We start from the raw sequence: 17,394 nt of genomic DNA on the forward strand, positions 1-17,394 counted from the left end.
AGCCGGGAAGATGCTCAGGCTTGGAAACTGGATAATATTTTTTTTCTTAGTCTTGAATTGCTTTGGCCGCTTCCAGGAACTCTTTTTGTTTAGCTTCACTACCTTCAAAATCTTCTGCTATAAGGGCATCGATTTTCTTAAATGCCTCATTATATTCTTTTTCCGTTGAAATGTTCATAGCAAAATCATGGTGAACTATGAACGGGCCTGTAAGTGTGAAATTATCAAATTAACTTAAATTCAGGAAATTACACTTAATACACTTACTTCCTCAATTGCTTCACCAGCGTCCGGATCTCATCAGCGGTTTTATAGGATTTTGAGCCGCGGCGGATTCTGGTACGGATGTATTTCGGGCGTTTTTTAGTTTCTTCAAATATTTTGGTGATGTATTCTCCCAAAAAGGATATACCAAGGATCGTAAGTCCGCCGAAAAGCACGATCAAAACAATGACTGTACTGATTCCCTGGGGAGTTTCGGGGTAGAAGAATAACTTGGCGAGAATCTGCCAGATAATCCCGAGGATCGATAAACCCGTTAAACCAAAGCCGGCATAGCTCATCAATTCCAAAGGAGCAAAACTGAATGAGAAAATAGCTTTTTTTGCCCACCAGATATTTTTTGTCCAGTTGTTGGTTGAAACGCCGAACATACGTTCCGGCCGCACATAGGGAACGCCAGTTTGTTTGAACCCAACCCAGGCGCGCAGCCCACGCAGGAATTGCTCTGTTTCCGGGAGATCTACCAGCTCTTTCACCACTTTGCGGTCGATCATTGAAAAATCGCCGGCGTCGCGGGGAATCGGTATATAGCTCAGTCCCTGGAAAATTTTGTAAAAGGATTTATAGAAAAAATGAATATGCGGTTTCATCTCGCGCTGCACCCGCACACCGTACACGACATCGTTGCCGTCCATCCACTTTTCGTAAAATGCCGGGATGATTTCCGGCGGGTCCTGCAGGTCTCCGTCCATCAGGACCACACAATCGCCGGTAGCGATTTCCATCCCGCTCAGGAAAGCCGACTGCGAACCAAAATTCCGCGAATGGCTGATACCGACCACATTAGGATCTTTGTCACAGATTTTGTTAATGACTTCCTCCTGATTATCAGGTGAGTTGTCGTTAACAAAGATGATTTCATAACGTACTTTCAGCTCATTGAAAGTTTTCACAAGACGCTCGTACATGAAAGGGATCGCCTGGGCATCCTTATAACAAGCAATGATCGCTGTAATGACCGGGTTCAGTTTCGGATTTTCGAACGCGGGTATTACACTATCTTCGTACCGAATTTCCTGCTGCCAGTTACTCGTTTTTGCCAACCCTTCATTCAGTGAAGTACGGGCTTTCCAGCCAAAATCACGCTCGAAAGCCGACGGATCCCCATACCATTCAGCAAGGTCCCATTTCCTGTTGGTCATGCTTCCCCACTGCGGTTCCTGTTCGATAGCAAAGGTTTTCCGGGATATATCGACCAGGTCGCCCATGGTCGTTTTTTTACCTGTCGCGATGTTGTAGGATTTGCCGGAATTGCTGCTGTCAATTTTCAGCGCGGCGTCCAGAAATGCTTCCACACAATCTTCCACGAAAACAAAATCACGGCTGATATCCGGCGATACCAGCGAAGGAAGTTGTTTTTTTCTAGCGTTTTCGATCAGTTTCGGAATCAGCCGGTCGGGTTCTTCCCAGTAACCGTAGATCGAGTATAGCCTTAAATTGAGTGTTTTGAGATCAAAAAGCCGGGCGTAATATTCCAGCAAATAGGCAGCCGAAACTTTGGAAACAGCATAGTGGCTGTTCGGCTCAACGCGGTCGGTTTCTTTGGGGGAAGTACAATTAAAACCATACTCCGAGCTGCTGCCGGCATGTATGTAAACCATGTCTTTGGTACAGTTCTGAAGAAGGTTAACCGTGCCGATCACATTGGTCTCATAAGTCAGGTTAACATTGCTTTGCTTGCTGTAAGCTCCGTAAGCAGCGAGATTGAATATGGTTTGCGGCTTATACTTTTCAAAAACCTCCATGACGGAGTTATTGGACAGTATGTCGCAGTGGATTATATTTTCGAAAGGAACATTCAGGAGTTTCAGTCTCCATGCTTTGGTAGCATCGTGCGTGAGCGCAAAGCAGTCCTTTCTGATCTTAAAAATTTCATTGAAAAGATTGGCACCGATGAAGCCGCTGGCACCAAAAACAAAAACAGGGCCCTTTAATTTCTCTATTTTATCGTGATAAACCGGTAACTGATCAAGCATTCGTTAATTCATTAAAGTAGCGTTCTTTTACTTCCAGTGTGGCCTGTTCGTACTGGTCCTTATTCATGGGCAGGTAATGCCACTCCAGTTTATTTTCCATGTAGGATACCCCTTTCCCTTTCACGGTACTCGCTATGATAGCTTTGGGCAATCCGTTTTTGTGGCTCTTTAATTCCTTTATCGCCTGATCGATCGACAAGATATCGTGTCCGTTAAGCTCAATGGTTTCGAAACCGATCGCATTCCATTTTTCCACCGATGCAGTTTCACCCAATACTTTATCCGTAAAACCAAATCCCTGAAGACCGTTTTTGTCAATGATCATAATGAGATTATCCAATTGGTTCTGAATGGCGTAATGCGCTGCTTCCCAGGTTGTTCCCTCATTGGTTTCTCCATCGGAAAGAAGCACGTAGGAATAGCTTTCTTCATCTTTTACTTTGGCTGCATGGGCTATGCCGGTCGCGATGGGCAGTCCGTGGCCGAGTGAGCCAGTGGCAAAAGGGATGCCTTTGTATTGTCTGGGAGCAGGGTGGGCCGGAAGGGTGGTGCCGTCGAGATAAAATGTATCGAGTTCTTCGTCGGAAATTTCCCCGAGCGTATTCAATGACGCATACAGTGCCGCCGCCGCGTGGCCTTTGGATAATATGAATGTATCTTCCTGAGATTTATTGAGAAAAAGGACCGCGATCATCAGGTCAATACAACTGAGCGAGCAGCCGATATGTCCTGCATTTGCCTTGTGGTACAAGCTCAGAATTTTGAGACGGAGCTCACCACTTAACTGATTGGGGTCGTTCAATATTTCTTCTGCAGTCATGCGGGATGTGTATGTAGTTGTAAAAATAATTCGGACAAAATAACGGTCAAAACTCGATAATAAGGTATGCAATATACAAAATCTTATTTGACAGCTTTTCAAAACTGCCCAAGTCGACTATTGTGATCCGTAACGTAAACCTTTCAGTTTCATGATTTCAACCGGTGCTGTACCATTGCCTTTTTTGAGCAGAATCAGCTCAGTCTGAGTAGTATCCATCGCCTGTACGTATTGCGCATTTTTTGGAAAATACAAATTGGTCATTTGCGCATCCTGTACCGAGTAGGGCAGAAAAGTGCGGTCCATTTCGGATAGTATCTGAAAACGTGGCGCAGGGTAAAGTACGGTATCGCCTTCCTGGTACAACTCACTGATCTTTTGTGCTGCCTCATAGTAGGGATTAGGAACGCGCGGCGTAGCAAAATAGCCGTATTTCAAAGATTTGTCCTGATAAAATTCGTCCAGGCGCATACCTACAAAATAAAGCTGAGCGGCCAGGAATACATAAATAAGGATCCGGAATTCCACTTTCAGGGTCTTGTAATATTGTAAAAGCAGGCTTATCAAAATGATCACATACGGAAATGAAAATCCTGAGTAACGCTGGGTAAGTCCGTTGGTATGCCCGCCTTTGAACGACATCAGGATCAGGAATAACGTTGGAAATAAACCCATGATGTAGAGCATCCAAAGCCGTTTTTTTTGTACGGTAGTAGCCCGGCTGTGCAAATCGGGAATAAAAGAAAGCGCAAAAAGACTGACCGCCAGGATGCAGAACTGCAGTTTATGGTTGGTATAAAAAACGGAGCTGAGCAAGATCAGGGTATAAGGTACGCGGTGCGTCAGCCAGACAGGTGTTTTGATCCTGTCGCTGAAACGGTACCAAATGATGAGAACTAAGGCTGTTGCAATGGCTACCATCACATTTCTCCGGCCTGATAGTGCATCCGTCAGCCCGTTTGTAAATATCAGTAGGTCAGAAAAAATAGGCAGGGACTTGTTGAAAACATTGGCAAACGTAGCCGGAAGAATGATACCGAATGGGTTGTTGTAAGGCATAGTTTCCGCCATCCTTTTATACAGATCTGCCTGGTAATTGAGTGTGTAGAGCGTATACTGGCCGCCTCCGAAAATCAGCCACCAGGTAACACCGGATAACGCTAATACAGCCGAAACCGCCATTTTTATCCAGCCGTTCACGGTTCTCAGAAAGAAAAGCGCATACAAAGCATGGGCAATGAGCACCGAAATCGTGAGGAAGTGTGATAGCAAACTCAGACCTGCTGCAAGAATGTAGCCGATATAGACCAGCACCATATTTTTCTTGCCGTTTTCAATGATCTGCAGAAAGAAATAGGTAGCAAGCAGGGTCAGGAAAAAAGTAAGCGAATAATTCCTGGCCTGGTGACTGTAAGCAATGAAAAACGGTTCGATAGCAACAATGGCAGAGGCGATCAGGGCCGTGTTGATATTAAAAAACCGTCTGCCGAACAGGTAAGTGAGGCCGATGATCAGCGTACTGAAAATCACAGAAAGGAACCGCGCGGAAAAATCCGAAAGGCCGAAAACTTCCATCCACAAATGCAGCAGCAAGTAGTAGAAAGGGCTGTTACCAATGTCGCTGCGGGTCATCGCCTCGTAATAATCTGCGATGGATTTAGGGGCCCAGAACTCTGCCGGCGTGAATGCCCGGGGGCTGTATGTTTCGTTAAAAGTAAAAGACCTTAAAATGGTAGTCGGCCTGTAGTCGAGCACCGGCGCTTTCCAGAATTCCCGTACCGTTATTTTTCTGTTGGAAAAAACCTCCTTTTGATTGGCTCCCTCAAGAACAATCCCCTGGCTCACGACCATCGTGCTCTTTTCATCGAAAAAAATACTATAACTGTCGAGATGATAAATTCTCAGTGCAATTCCCGCAATCAAAATCGCAGAAAATATGAGCCAGGATTGAAGTGTTTCTTTCGGATAGTGTATAGACATTATAGCTATGACGTTCGCTGATGATCCCTGATTACGTTCGCAGGACTGCAATGCAGGCAAGCAGGGCTATTTTGGGCGAAATTAAGCAAATTTCACTTTGCAGGACATTTTTAGATTTTAAGAATCGTAAACTCCACCCTCCGGTTCTTCTGACGGGTTTGTTCCGTTAAATTGCTGGCGATAGGCTTCGCAGGTCCCCAGGCTTTGGTTTGTATTCTCCGCGATTCAATGCCTTTGGATAAAAGATATTTCTTGACCTGTTGCACCCGGTCTTCCGATAATTTTACATTTTTCTGCACTTCTCCCTGATTGTCAGTATGTCCTTCCAGCAAGATTTCCATAGCCGGATATGCATTCATAGCTGCCACAATCCTGTCCAGTTCTGAAAAGGAAGACGATATTACCTCCGCACTGCTTTGCGAGAACATCGTGTTCATCAGCCTGATTTGTTGCCCGGCTTTGATGGGCTGCATGTAGAGATTTTTACGGATCGTCCTGAAACCCGTTTCCGCCGACAGGTCTATTTCTTCGGTAACCGGGAAATAACCTGTTTCTGAAGCCGATATACGGTATATTTCTTTGAGGGGTAGTACCAGCCGGTATTCCCCGGTTTCAGGTTCAAAAGTCGCTTTTGTAAAAAGCTCATTTGTTTTTTTGATATCGGCTACAATTTCCGATCTCACAGGTTTGTTGGTTTCTGCTTCATAAATCGTACCTGTGACAACGGCTACCGGATCCGGTTTTATTTCGGGCGTCATCCTGATCCTGAAAATATCTTCCTGTCCCAGCGATTTGTCGCTGGCGCTGAAATAAGCATAGTCGCCTGTGGCCGGAATATTGATATATGCGTCCCACAATGGCGTATTGATCGCCGGGCCCAGGTTTTCCGGTTTGGACCAGTTGATCCAGGTATCGTCCAGCCGCCTGGTCAGAAAAAGGTCGCCTTCGCCGTAGCCGCTATGGCCTTGGGAAGAAAAATAGAGGGTTTTGTTGTCCAGCGCCAGAAAAGGTGTTCCTTCATAATCAGCGGTATTGATCACATTACCCAAATGCCTCGGTTCCGACCAGCTATCGTTCGCCTGAAGAAAAGAAACATAGAGATCCTTACCGCCCTCGGTATCACTGCGCTGAACAGAAATGATCATTACATTGCCAAACGGGGAAACGGTAAGCTCCATACTTCCCACATACCCTGAAAGGTTTGTGATCTTGTATTCTTTTGGAAAACTCCACCCGTTTTTGGTTTTAAAAGATCTTGACAAACCAAAATACATGCTTCCGTCAGGACGATAAACATTGATGACGTATATGGTTTTTCCGTCCGCGGCAATGCTGGTGATCGCATTGTCACCGGCATTGTTGATCGGCGAGCCGATATTTACAGCCTCGCTCCATTGGTTTTTATCGCTTAATGTCGAAAACCAAACATCCTGTTTCTGGGCAGAGCCGACGTTTCCCGCATAATTACTTCTGGTAAAATAAAGTGTTTTTCCATCCGGAGAAATAATGGGCGCTACTTCCTGGCCTTTGGTATTGATTTCCTTGCCTACATTCTCCCGTTGGGCCTTGATTTGTGAACTTGTTACATTGATAGCTGCTTCGACAGGAGCGGTACTTTCAGAAATGGCAATCGCGTCAATCTGGTTGAAACCGGACACTTTTGATGGCTGAAGTACAACTTTTATGGCATTTGCGACGATATTCTGTTGTTTTGGAAAAACCCGGAGCATCCTTCCTTTTGCAGGCTGCTGCAACGGAACCGCTTCCGAAATAAGAAACTCTTTACCCGCTTCGTCGTATGCATATACCCTTGAAATAGCCCCGGGATTGAAATTTTCGGCTATTGCGACCTGTTTCAGTGGGATGGATTTTTGAAAACCCACTTTGATCCACTCCTCGTTTCTGCCATCTGCATCTGCCGGGGACCATGCACATGGGCTGTTACCGAACTGGGGTAGTTTGTTGGGAATACCGAGGATTTGTTTGGCACGATAAGCATGTCCGTATTGGGCGGGCCTGTATTCAGAAGAGTAACCGAGAACTTTATCAGCCCACAAAATTTCCTGGCCGTAACTTTTGTAACACATGCCCGTTGCCAAGAGATAAAACAGTAAGCTTTTATTCAATATGTTCATGGGTTATTCAAATCAGGACGGAGTACGCAGCTTTTTAAGGATGATGGGTTAAAAATGCCCAAAACTTCATGAAATTCCATTATATAGTAATATTATCAAGAATATAACTGAATGTCAAACACGGACAAAGAGCCTGACCTCAGTTTTTTGTCCCGATGAGCAGAATCCAATCCCAGCCCGCCTGAGCGTCCGGCGGGCGAACTATCGCTTCATCTATTGCCTTAAATTCCTCGCCAATCCACCTTCTCCCGGTACGCGGACTATACCAGACTGTTCCGAAATGGGTCCCGTTCAGATAATTCAAATTCAGTTTGACAGGACGGGAAGATGGAAGGTACATCATACACATCCTTTTATTGGACATGGATACGACACCGATCTCATGCTTATCGAGGGAATCCGGAAGCAGTTCTTCCAGGGTATCGGGCTGCATGTATTCCCAGGGGATTCCCTTCATGATTTTTACAAAATTCTGAATATATTCCGCACCGTCCCGGGTAATGTTGACTTTCCAGGTATTATGGAAATTTTTGATCGTGCTCATATGGCAAAAGCCAGCTGCAGAGCTCATAATAGACTGATATGCCTGATTCCGGATCAATTCCGACTGGTCTGTAATCTCCTTGGGAAACTCTGAATTGGCGATCAGAAAAGGTTGGGAAAACGCTTCGGCAGAACTTTTCTGCCAGTTGGCCACGGCTGCATATTCCGATGAGGTAACCGTAGAATCAGGAATGATAAATCGCAGGTCGGACCGGTTTTTGGTACCTCCTTCCGTGCCGGTGGGTGAGCGGGTTGACAGCGTAGCGATGATCTGATTATCGGAATTCTGCCTGATCCCATCGGAAACTGCATTAAATTGGACGGTATTCTGATATTCTTCTTCGCTGACGATGTAAATGATGTTGGCGTACCGGGCGAAACGTTTTCCGACATAAGCGCCATACGTTTCCCAGGGATCTCCATTTTGGGAATCAAAAACGGGATTCCAGCTTTTTCTGGTCACTACAATCCCTACGACCAGCTTTCTTTCCCGGGCTGCGATGATGATTTTCTCGAGATAATCGAAATACAATGCATTGGGTTTGCTCAGGTCGTTGTTCTCCAGGAAAGGCAAGGCCTTATTGAAATTCCGCTGACCCGGCAAAGCGGGCAGCAACTGGACCAGAAACGTATTGAAGGACTGGGATTTACGTACATCCATATAATGCACAGCATCCGCGTAGCTGAGCCGCCGCAGCATTTGCCAGGCAACATCCGCAACCATCAGAAACGGAGCGCCTTGATTATCAGATATATGCCTCCCGTTGGGGCTGATTTTCAATGGAAATTTTTCATAAGAAGGCTCCGGTCCCCGATAAGCAAAGCCGCAGAGCAAAAGTCCGATCAAAAAGATCGCGCAGACAGGAAGATAGTGACGCAGTCTCATGACTATTTGTTTTTCAGCGCCGCAATGGTCTCGACAGGATTTTGAGAACCAAAAACGAAGCTGCCGGCTACCAGAATGTCGGTTCCTTCTGCAACCAGGGCTTCCGCATTGGCCAGGTTCACGCCTCCGTCTACTTCAATTTTGAATTGATAATTATACTCTTTTCTGATCCGGTTCAGGCGGGCAATTTTCCTGTATGTGTTTTCAATAAATTTTTGACCTCCAAAGCCGGGGTTCACTGACATGATCAGAACCAGGTCGACGTCGGAAAGGATTTCTGACAAAAGCTCGACCGGCGTGTGCGGGTTGAGCGCAACCCCGGCCAGCGCGCCGGTTTCTTTGATATGCTGAATAGTACGGTGCAAATGCGGACAGGCCTCGAAATGAACTGTGAGAATGGAGGCACCAGCCTTACGGAATGCTTCCAGGTAGCGGTCGGGCTGCTCGATCATCAGATGTACGTCCAGCGGTTTTTGGGCATGCTGATGGATGGCTTCACAAACCGGTATTCCGAAAGAGATATTGGGGACGAACATACCGTCCATAATGTCAACATGAATATAATCCGCTGAACTGTTATTCAGCATCTCTACGTCACGCTGCAAATTCGCGAAGTCGGCAGCCAATATGGAAGGGGCAATTTCAGCCATGAAAATCTATGTAATAATTGTAAAACCGGCCCGAAATTAACGAATTTATAGTTCATCAGTCCAACTAAACGCATCGTATACGGGTAAGTGCCGGTAGGATAGTCGTTTGATACGGCGTTTTAGTAATAAAAGCAAACAACCCCGAACAACAAAGGAATCTGACCGGGACTTGGGGGTATCAGCGCGGGGCAGTAATGTTGAGAGGCGCGGGCCTTAATTTTCCACTAACAATTGCTTACTTTGAAGCATTAAATTGTCAGAAGCGAATTTTTACAAAAGCCGCCGCCATCACTATGAATCCCGAACAGCGTATCCAGGAACTTACGGAAACCATCCAGCATTACAACTACCGCTATTATCAGGACAGCGTGTCAGAAATATCCGATTTTGACTTCGATCAGTTGCTCAAAGAATTGAAATCGCTCGAAGACCAGTATCCTGAATTCCGCCTCGAGGATTCGCCTACCCAGCGGGTTGGCGGTACGATTAACAAGACTTTCAATGCGGTTTATCACCGCTATCCGATGTTGTCACTGGACAACACCTATAATGAGCAAGAACTGCGGAATTTCGATGACCGGGTACGAAAGGGTCTGGACGGAGAGGCTTATGAATACATCTGTGAACTGAAATTTGACGGGATATCACTCAGTTTTACTTACGAAAATGGCGTGCTCGTAAGAGGCGTAACGCGGGGCGATGGAACCAGAGGTGACGAAATTACCCATAACGTGAAGACGATCAGGACCTTGCCGTTGCGGGTAAAAGCTGACAATCTGCCGCCGCTTTTCGAGATCCGCGGAGAGGGTTTTATGCCGATCAGCTCCTTCCAGAAATTGAATGAAGAAATGGAGACATTGGGGGATACCGTTTACGCCAATCCCAGAAATGCAGCGTCCGGCTCGTTTAAATTACAGGATTCGGCCGAAACTGCGCGGAGGGGTCTCGATTGTTACCTTTATTCCTTTTTGAGCGACAATGAATTTTTTAAAAGTCATGAAGAAAGCCTGGAAGCTCTGAAAGCATGGGGTTTCAATGTATCGCCGGGCTGGAAAAAGGTGCAGACGATTGACGAAGTGATTGAATACATTCATGAATGGGAAGAAAAAAGGACGACCCTGCCGCTGGCAACCGATGGGATTGTGATCAAAGTCAATTCATTTGAACAGCAGCGGGAACTTGGGTTTACTGCTAAAAGTCCGCGCTGGGCCATATCGTTTAAATACAAAGCCGAAAACAAACCCGCTATTCTTCGTGCTGTTACCTATCAGGTCGGCCGGACGGGTGCGGTTACGCCGGTTGCCAATCTTTGCGATCTGACCGAACGCGCGCTGCCCTATAATCAGGTGAAAGGCGTTCATCTGTCGGGTACGAGGGTGAAAAGAGCGACTTTGCACAATGCCAATGAGCTGGAAAGATTGGGTATCCAGCTTGGTGATACCGTTTTTGTGGAAAAGAGCGGTGAGATCATTCCCAAGATCACAGGTGTGGACGTTACCCAGCGCGAGCTCTTCCCGACCCAGCCCATTGTTTTCCCGACTACTTGCCCGGAATGTGGCTCTGCCTTGCAAAGAAATGAAGGTGAAGTGGCCTTTTTCTGTCCCAACGACAGCCACTGCCCACCCCAGCTCAAAGGCCGGATCGAGCATTTTATTCACAGAAAAGCAATGAATATTGAAAGCCTGGGCGAAGGTAAAATCGAGCTGCTTTTTGATACAAATCTGGTGCGCACGCCCGCAGATCTGTATGATCTTAATTATGATAAATTGCTGGGCCTCGAAAAGAACATTGTAAACGAAGAAACTGGTAAAGCCAAAAAGATCAGTTTTCGTGAAAAAACGGTTGAAAATATTCTGAAAGGCATTGATCTGTCCAAAACGGTTCCTTTTAAAAATGTACTGTTTGCCCTGGGGATCCGGTTTGTAGGAGCGACAGTGGCAGAAAAGCTGGCGGCCTATTTCAAATCGATCGATGCACTGCGTTCTGCAAGTTATGACCAGCTGATCGCTGTTCCTGAAATAGGCGGCAGGATTGCGTTGAGCATTGAATCCTATTTCAGCGTTCCCGAAAATCAGGATTTGGTGGAACGTCTGAAAAATGCCGGAATACAGATGGAAAGTGATGAAAAGCCCGTCGAGCTGGAAAGCAATATCCTGGAAGGTAAAACATTTGTGATCTCGGGTGTTTTCGAAAACTTCGACCGCGACGACCTGAAACTAAAAATAGAAGTCAACGGAGGAAGGATACTGAGCGGGGTTTCGGGTAAGCTGAACTATCTGCTGGCCGGGGCCAATATGGGTCCTTCCAAACTTGAAAAAGCTAGAAAATTGGGCGTAACGATTTTGAGCGAAGAAGAATTTTTGGCAATGATCGAGAAATAATGAAGAAAAATGGCTTAGAAAGCTAACTTTGTGTTTTTAAATTTCAACCATTATATAAGGAAATAATGCCATTGGACGAACGTTTCAAAGGGGTGGGAGCTGCGCTGATCACACCTTTTGATGAACAGAATGAAATTGATTACCCCGGATTAAAAAGATTGATTGATCTGGTAACGGAAGGAGGGACCGATTACCTTGTGGTACAGGGTACAACCGGCGAGTCGCCAACTGTTAATTCAAAGGAGAAACGTGAGATTCTGGCATTTACAATCAAGAACAATCCCAAATCGCTGCCCATTGTCTATGGAATCGGCGGAAACAATACAAAGTCGGTTATAGATACAATCAAGGAAACGGATTTTAATGGCGTTGATGCCATACTTTCTGTTTGTCCTTATTATAATAAACCTACTCAGGAAGGGATCATATCACATTTTACGGCTATTGCTGACGCTTCTCCTGTTCCGGTGCTTTTGTACAATGTGCCCGGTCGCACGGTTACGAACATGAAACCGGATACCATTGTGGCATTGGCCGCGCATCCAAATATCATCGGAATCAAAGATGCAGGCGGCAGTCTGGAACAAAGCATGGAACTGGCGGCACGTGTTCCCGATGATTTTTTACTGCTTTCCGGTGATGACAACCTTGTTACTACCATGGTCAGTGTAGGCTGGCACGGGGTAATTTCGGTGATTGCCAATGCTTTTCCGAAAGAATTCGGCGAATTGACCTGGCATGCACTGGAAGGAAGGTTTAAGGAAGCGGCCAGATTACAGCTCGCGTTTCTTGAATTTGATACTTTGCTTTACATTGAATCCAATCCGGTTGGCATTAAAAAATGCCTTGAAATTAAAGGGATTTGCAGCTCGGAAGTTCGTTTGCCACTCTTGAAAGCTTCGGCCGGACTGGGCGAAAAGCTTGAAAAAGCAATGGTCAGGGAAGGTTTTTTATAAATCAACTGATTTTAGCGGCATAAATTAAAGTTCAGACATCATAGGATTGGCATTTTTTCCAATACTATGGTGTTTTTTATTTGAATTAATACCAAAAACAATGATCACCTTTTACCCGGGCCCCTCCAAAGTATATCCGCAAGTTGAAGATTATTTGCATGAAGCATTTGAAAGCGGATTGATCAGCGAGAACCACCGGAGCGAACCTTTCATGCGTATGCTGGAAGAAACGATCCGGAATCTCAAATCGAAGCTAGCTGTTCCCGATGATTACGAGGTTTATTTTACGTCTTCGGCCACCGAATGCTGGGAAATCATTGCGCAATCAGTGATCAGAGATTCCAGCCTGCATATATTTAATGGCGCATTTGGTGAGAAATGGAAGGAGTACACCCACAATATCACCGGCAAAGCAATGAGCTATGCCTTTGATCCAGAGCAGCTTCCTGATTTTTCTGAAATAACAGTTTCGTCGCCTGATGAAGTTATATGCCTCACGCACAATGAAACTTCCAATGGTACTGCAATACCAGCGTCATTTTTAAACAAGCTGCGTTCGCAGGTTCAAAATGTCATTGCAATAGATGCTACTTCGTCCATGGCCGGGGTGGAAATGCCCTGGGAATCAGCGGATATCTGGTATGCTTCTGTGCAAAAGTGTTTTGGCCTTCCGGCGGGAATGGGCGTGATGATCGTTTCGCCCAGAGCAATTGCGCAGGCTGAGCGGGTCGGCGAACGGTCGCATTACAACAGCCTGCTCTTTATCCGGGATAATTTTCTTAAAAACCAGACGTCTTATACGCCGAATACGCTGGCGATCTACTTATTAGGCAAAGTAATGAAGCAAGTCGCGCCTATTAAAGAAGTAAGCAGCCACACAGGCCGGAGAGCAGCTGATTGGTACTCATTTTTGAAAGAAAACAATTACCAGCTTTTGATTGAAAATGAAGCTGTACGTTCCGAAACGGTAGTCGCTGTTTATGCGGAAAAAGATCGGGCATTGTATCTGAAAAAAGCCGCGAAACAGGCAGGCATCACCTTGGGAAACGGGTACGGAAAAGACAAAGAAAAAAGTTTCAGGATCGCCAATTTTCCTGCTATCGACGATAAAGAGATTTCTATTTTGAAGGATTTCCTGATCGGTGAGGCTTCAAAAACAGCGAATGAGTAGTAATAAGTGATATTTGTATTTATTAACTAAATATTAACTTACTCAGTCCCGAGGTTACACATTGTGCGTTTAGATATTTTACAACAATACCAGGCCCAGACGAAATGTCTGGTCGCACTGGACTCTATTATTTTTGGTTTTGACGGCGAAGAGTTAAAATTGTTACTGGTCAAAAGAGGTATTGAAGATGAACATCATACCTGGTCTTTGATGGGTGGCTGGGTGCAGCCCGACGAAAGCCTTGAAGGCGCATCGTCCCGCATTCTTTTTGAGCTCACCAGTCTGACGGATATTTACCTCGAACAATTGCATACATTCGGCAGCCCGCACCGCGACCCGGTGGAGCGAACGGTTTCCGTCGCCTATTTCGCGCTGATCAACGTAGAAGATTACGATCATAAGATTTCCAAGAATTTTGAGGCACAATGGTTTTCCATGCAGGAGCTGCCCAAGCTGCTTTTTGATCATGCTTCCATGGTCAATATGGCCATCGAACACCTTCGGTACAAAGCCTCCCAGCATCCGATCGGTTTTGAACTTTTGCCGGAAAAATTCACGATTCCGCAGTTGCAAAAATTGTATGAGGCGATTTTCGGGGCGGAGTTTGACAAAAGGAATTTCAGCAGGAAGCTGCTGTCGACGAACCTGCTGATCAAGCTTGATGAAAAGCAGAAAGGTTATTCAAAAAAGGGCGCTTTTTTCTACAAAATCGATGAGGAAAAATATAAAAAGCAGTTCAATACTTTCCTTAACTTCCTGCCGGGCAGCTCAGTTTAGCAGCCTGTTTTACAAAAGAAACTTTTAAATTGTGTAAGCAGACGGTTTTGAGCAACTTTGCGGAACAGATCACCGCAATTGCCATCCGATGTTTAATGTCAAGGAAATAATCTCCGTCACGCTGATTCTATTTTCGGTGATCGATGTATTGGGCTCTTTGCCGGTCATTGTTGATTTCCGCAGAAGGCTTGGTAAAATCGAGTCGGAGAAGGCGACGCTGGTGGCAGGTATCATCATGGTCGTTTTTCTGTTTCTGGGCGAACGGTTACTGAGCCTTTTCGGGGTTGACGTGGCTTCATTTGCCATTGCAGGCGCTATTATCCTTTTTCTCCTCGGTCTGGAAATGATTTTGGGGAGAAATATTTTCAAACATGATTCCGTGGATGTAGGCGTGGCATCGATCGTTCCTATTGCTTTTCCGATCATCGCAGGAGCGGCCACTATGACTACTTTGCTGGCTTTGCGTTCGGCTTATCAGATCCAGAATATATTGGTGGGTATCCTGCTGAACCTGTTTTTTGTTTATCTCGTCCTCAAATCTTCGGACTGGATCGAACAGAAGCTGGGGCAGGGCGGTACCGATGTTCTGCGGAAAGTGTTCGGGATCATTTTGCTGGCCATTGCCATTAAATTATTCAAGACAAACCTGGTCATGTAATCAGCCGGGCGACGGTCGCCGAGACGCCGGATCGCCGGTTTTTATCAAATCATTTTAATTAAAATTTCAAAGATGCAACAGTTGGACAGCCTTAATCAAGTCGCAGAATTTCACAAAACCTTTAAACACCCGATACTGGAAACGCCGACTATTCCTTCAGAAGAAAGAAGCCGGCTGCGTGTGGCTTTGCTGGCTGAAGAATTGAAGGAACTGGAAGTGGCGATACTGGAAAAGGATATTGTGGAAGTAGCCGACGCACTTTGTGACCTCCAATATGTATTGTCCGGGGCTGTGCTCGAATTTGGTCTGGGTGAAAAATTCCGCTCGCTGTTTGACGAGGTGCAGCGTTCCAATATGTCGAAGGCATGTCTGAATGTAGAGGAAGCAGAAGCTACCGTAGCGCATTATCTGACGAAAGGTACCGAATGTTATTACAAAGAAGATAACGGCAAATATCTGGTTTACAGGACTTCGGATGACAAGACGTTGAAAAATATCAATTATTCCCCGGCTGACCTTTCTTCAATACTGGGTTAACGAGGTTTTTTTGTTGATTATCAATATTTTATCACACTAAAAAATACTTTATGTCATCTGTTCTCGAACGCTTTCTGAGCTATGTAAAAGTGGATACACAATCCGATCCGAATTCGGAGACTTTCCCCAGCACAGCCAAGCAGCGCGACCTCAGTAACCAGCTCGTTATTGAATTGCATCAGCTCGGCATCGAAGATGCGCATCTCGACGAACATGGTTATGTATATGCAACCATTCCGTCCAATTCAGAAAAAACGGATATTCCAGTCATTTGTTTTTGCTCACACGTCGACACATCTCCCGATGTTTCAGGGGCGTTTGTGAAGCCGATCGTACATTACAATTGGGATGGTTCGGACATTGTTTTGCCCGACGATCCTACCCAGGTATTGCGGATCGGCGAGCTGCACGATCTGGATACGCAAATCGGGAATGACATTGTTACTGCCAGTGGTACAACTTTGCTGGGGGCCGATAACAAGGCCGGAGTCGCGGAAATTATGGCTGCCGCCGAGTATCTGCAGGCCCACCCGGAAATCAAGCACGGTACGATCAAGATACTTTTTACGCCGGACGAAGAAGTGGGGAGAGGAACAGAAAAAGTGGACCTGGTAAAGCTGGGAGCCGATTATGGTTATACAGTGGACGGGGAAGCAGTAGGTACTTTGGAAGATGAAACGTTCTCAGCCGACGGTGTAAGGATTACCATTCACGGCGTTAGTACACATCCCGGATATGCATTGGGGAAACTGGAAAACGCATTGAAAATAGCCGGGGAAATCCTGGCGAAATTGCCCAAGGATTCGCTTTCTCCGGAAACTACCGAGGATAAGCAAGGTTTCATCCACCCGGTTCAAATCGAAGGAATTCAGGAAAAGGCGATTTTGAGCTTTATCATCCGTGATTTTACAGAATCCGGCCTGCATGAAAAAGAGGCTTTGCTGAAAGAAATATTGAACGAAGTACTGAAATCCTACCCGAATTCTACCGCAGAATTCAAAGTAACGGAGCAATACCGGAACATGAAGGAAATCCTGGATCAGCATCCCAAAGTATTGGAAAATGCCCTCACAGCTATGAAAATGGCAGGACTATCGCCTATCCAACGCAGCATCCGTGGCGGAACGGATGGTTCGAGGCTATCATTCATGGGCTTACCCTGTCCCAATATTTTCGCCGGTGAGCACGCATTCCATTCAAGATTAGAGTGGGTTTCGGTGCAGGATATGGAGAAGGCAGTGGAGGTGATTGTGGACATTTGCCGGGTATGGGAAGGAGGGGGGATTTTGAATGATTGAATGATTGAATGACTGAATGAGTGAATGAGTGAATGAGTGAATGACTGAATGATTGAATGATTGAATGATTGAATTAATTATTTAATTAGGATTTTCTATCTCAAACCCTATTGCCGCTTATTTATTCAATTTTTTTCATTCACTCATCCGCATACTCACTCATTCAAAATTAATACTCATTCATTCGGTCATTCAATCATTCAAAATTAATATTCACACATTCACTCGATCACTCATTCAAAATTATATTCAATCATTCGGTCATTCAATCATTCAAAATTATATTCAATCATTCGGTCATTCAATCATTCAAAATTAATATTCACACATTCACTCAATCACTC

14 protein-coding genes are annotated in these 17,394 nt (G+C 45.5%); 7 read left to right on the top strand and 7 right to left on the bottom strand.

Annotation, left to right across the window (positions count from 1 at the left end):
* Nucleotides 1-46: 46 nt before the first annotated feature.
* From FBF61_RS35270 to rpe, 7 genes are all read right to left on the bottom strand, one after another.
* Entirely contained in the window at nucleotides 47-178 is a 132-nt protein-coding gene (locus FBF61_RS35270; protein ID WP_262712806.1) for a hypothetical protein, read from the bottom strand.
* An 85-nt stretch (nucleotides 179-263) separates the two neighbouring features.
* A complete protein-coding gene (locus tag FBF61_RS11390) occupies nucleotides 264-2,258 on the bottom strand; it encodes an NAD-dependent epimerase/dehydratase family protein (protein ID WP_138477358.1) in 1,995 nt (664 codons plus the stop codon).
* A complete protein-coding gene (locus FBF61_RS11395) occupies nucleotides 2,251-3,078 on the bottom strand; it encodes a transketolase (protein ID WP_138477359.1) in 828 nt (275 codons plus the stop codon). Before FBF61_RS11395 ends, FBF61_RS11390 begins: the two co-directional genes overlap by 8 nt.
* A gap of 117 nt (nucleotides 3,079-3,195) precedes the next feature.
* Complete coding sequence (locus FBF61_RS11400; RefSeq protein ID WP_138477360.1) at nucleotides 3,196-5,058, bottom strand: glycosyltransferase family 39 protein; 1,863 nt, start codon at nucleotides 5,056-5,058, stop codon at nucleotides 3,196-3,198.
* A gap of 110 nt (nucleotides 5,059-5,168) precedes the next feature.
* Complete coding sequence (locus tag FBF61_RS11405) at nucleotides 5,169-7,193, bottom strand: OmpA family protein (protein WP_229215009.1); 2,025 nt, start codon at nucleotides 7,191-7,193, stop codon at nucleotides 5,169-5,171.
* A gap of 139 nt (nucleotides 7,194-7,332) precedes the next feature.
* Complete coding sequence (locus tag FBF61_RS11410; RefSeq protein WP_138477361.1) at nucleotides 7,333-8,622, bottom strand: apiosidase-like domain-containing protein; 1,290 nt, start codon at nucleotides 8,620-8,622, stop codon at nucleotides 7,333-7,335.
* Between the two features lie 2 nt (nucleotides 8,623-8,624).
* Entirely contained in the window at nucleotides 8,625-9,272 is a 648-nt protein-coding gene (gene rpe / locus FBF61_RS11415) for a ribulose-phosphate 3-epimerase (protein ID WP_138477362.1), read from the bottom strand.
* Between the two features lie 293 nt (nucleotides 9,273-9,565).
* Here rpe and ligA point away from each other — a divergent pair, with 293 nt between their 5' ends.
* The 7 genes from ligA to pepT all read left to right on the top strand — a co-directional run bounded on the left by ligA (nucleotide 9,566) and on the right by pepT (nucleotide 17,050).
* On the top strand, nucleotides 9,566-11,653 hold the full coding sequence (gene ligA, locus FBF61_RS11420) for an NAD-dependent DNA ligase LigA (protein ID WP_138477363.1): 2,088 nt from the start codon (nucleotides 9,566-9,568) through the stop codon (nucleotides 11,651-11,653).
* Nucleotides 11,654-11,718: 65 nt separating this feature from the next.
* Nucleotides 11,719-12,609, top strand: coding sequence for a 4-hydroxy-tetrahydrodipicolinate synthase (dapA, locus tag FBF61_RS11425; RefSeq protein ID WP_138477364.1), 891 nt, complete (start codon nucleotides 11,719-11,721; stop codon nucleotides 12,607-12,609).
* Between the two features lie 100 nt (nucleotides 12,610-12,709).
* On the top strand, nucleotides 12,710-13,780 hold the full coding sequence (locus FBF61_RS11430; RefSeq protein ID WP_138477365.1) for an aminotransferase class V-fold PLP-dependent enzyme: 1,071 nt from the start codon (nucleotides 12,710-12,712) through the stop codon (nucleotides 13,778-13,780).
* Nucleotides 13,781-13,843: 63 nt separating this feature from the next.
* Nucleotides 13,844-14,557: an NUDIX hydrolase gene (locus FBF61_RS11435; protein ID WP_138477366.1), complete on the top strand. Its 714-nt coding sequence runs from the start codon at nucleotides 13,844-13,846 to the stop codon at nucleotides 14,555-14,557.
* Between the two features lie 88 nt (nucleotides 14,558-14,645).
* Entirely contained in the window at nucleotides 14,646-15,215 is a 570-nt protein-coding gene (locus FBF61_RS11440) for a MarC family protein (protein ID WP_138477367.1), read from the top strand.
* Between the two features lie 72 nt (nucleotides 15,216-15,287).
* Nucleotides 15,288-15,752 (top strand): pyrophosphohydrolase domain-containing protein, encoded by a 465-nt coding sequence (locus FBF61_RS11445; protein ID WP_138477368.1) that lies wholly within the window; start codon nucleotides 15,288-15,290, stop codon nucleotides 15,750-15,752.
* 50 nt (nucleotides 15,753-15,802) lie between these two features.
* The gene (gene pepT / locus FBF61_RS11450) at nucleotides 15,803-17,050 is read left to right on the top strand and encodes a peptidase T (protein WP_138477369.1); all 1,248 of its coding nucleotides are present in this window, start codon (nucleotides 15,803-15,805) and stop codon (nucleotides 17,048-17,050) included.
* Nucleotides 17,051-17,394 lie beyond the last annotated feature (344 nt).

It is taken from the genome of Dyadobacter bucti, from assembly GCF_005869225.1.
GTDB classification, from domain to species: domain Bacteria; phylum Bacteroidota; class Bacteroidia; order Cytophagales; family Spirosomataceae; genus Dyadobacter; species Dyadobacter bucti.

Bases quoted from the DNA above. Each gene is read 5' to 3' on its own strand.
- FBF61_RS35270 (WP_262712806.1), bottom strand. From the start codon at position 178: ATGAACATTTCAACGGAAAAAGAATATAATGAGGCATTTAAGAAAATC.
- FBF61_RS11390 (WP_138477358.1), bottom strand. From the start codon at position 2,258: ATGCTTGATCAGTTACCGGTTTATCACGATAAAATAGAGAAATTAAAG.
- FBF61_RS11395 (WP_138477359.1), bottom strand. From the start codon at position 3,078: ATGACTGCAGAAGAAATATTGAACGACCCCAATCAGTTAAGTGGTGAG.
- FBF61_RS11400 (WP_138477360.1), bottom strand. From the start codon at position 5,058: ATGTCTATACACTATCCGAAAGAAACACTTCAATCCTGGCTCATATTT.
- FBF61_RS11405 (WP_229215009.1), bottom strand. From the start codon at position 7,193: ATGAACATATTGAATAAAAGCTTACTGTTTTATCTCTTGGCAACGGGC.
- FBF61_RS11410 (WP_138477361.1), bottom strand. From the start codon at position 8,622: ATGAGACTGCGTCACTATCTTCCTGTCTGCGCGATCTTTTTGATCGGA.
- rpe (WP_138477362.1), bottom strand. From the start codon at position 9,272: ATGGCTGAAATTGCCCCTTCCATATTGGCTGCCGACTTCGCGAATTTG.
- ligA (WP_138477363.1), top strand. From the start codon at position 9,566: ATGAATCCCGAACAGCGTATCCAGGAACTTACGGAAACCATCCAGCAT.
- dapA (WP_138477364.1), top strand. From the start codon at position 11,719: ATGCCATTGGACGAACGTTTCAAAGGGGTGGGAGCTGCGCTGATCACA.
- FBF61_RS11430 (WP_138477365.1), top strand. From the start codon at position 12,710: ATGATCACCTTTTACCCGGGCCCCTCCAAAGTATATCCGCAAGTTGAA.
- FBF61_RS11440 (WP_138477367.1), top strand. From the start codon at position 14,646: ATGTTTAATGTCAAGGAAATAATCTCCGTCACGCTGATTCTATTTTCG.
- FBF61_RS11445 (WP_138477368.1), top strand. From the start codon at position 15,288: ATGCAACAGTTGGACAGCCTTAATCAAGTCGCAGAATTTCACAAAACC.
- pepT (WP_138477369.1), top strand. From the start codon at position 15,803: ATGTCATCTGTTCTCGAACGCTTTCTGAGCTATGTAAAAGTGGATACA.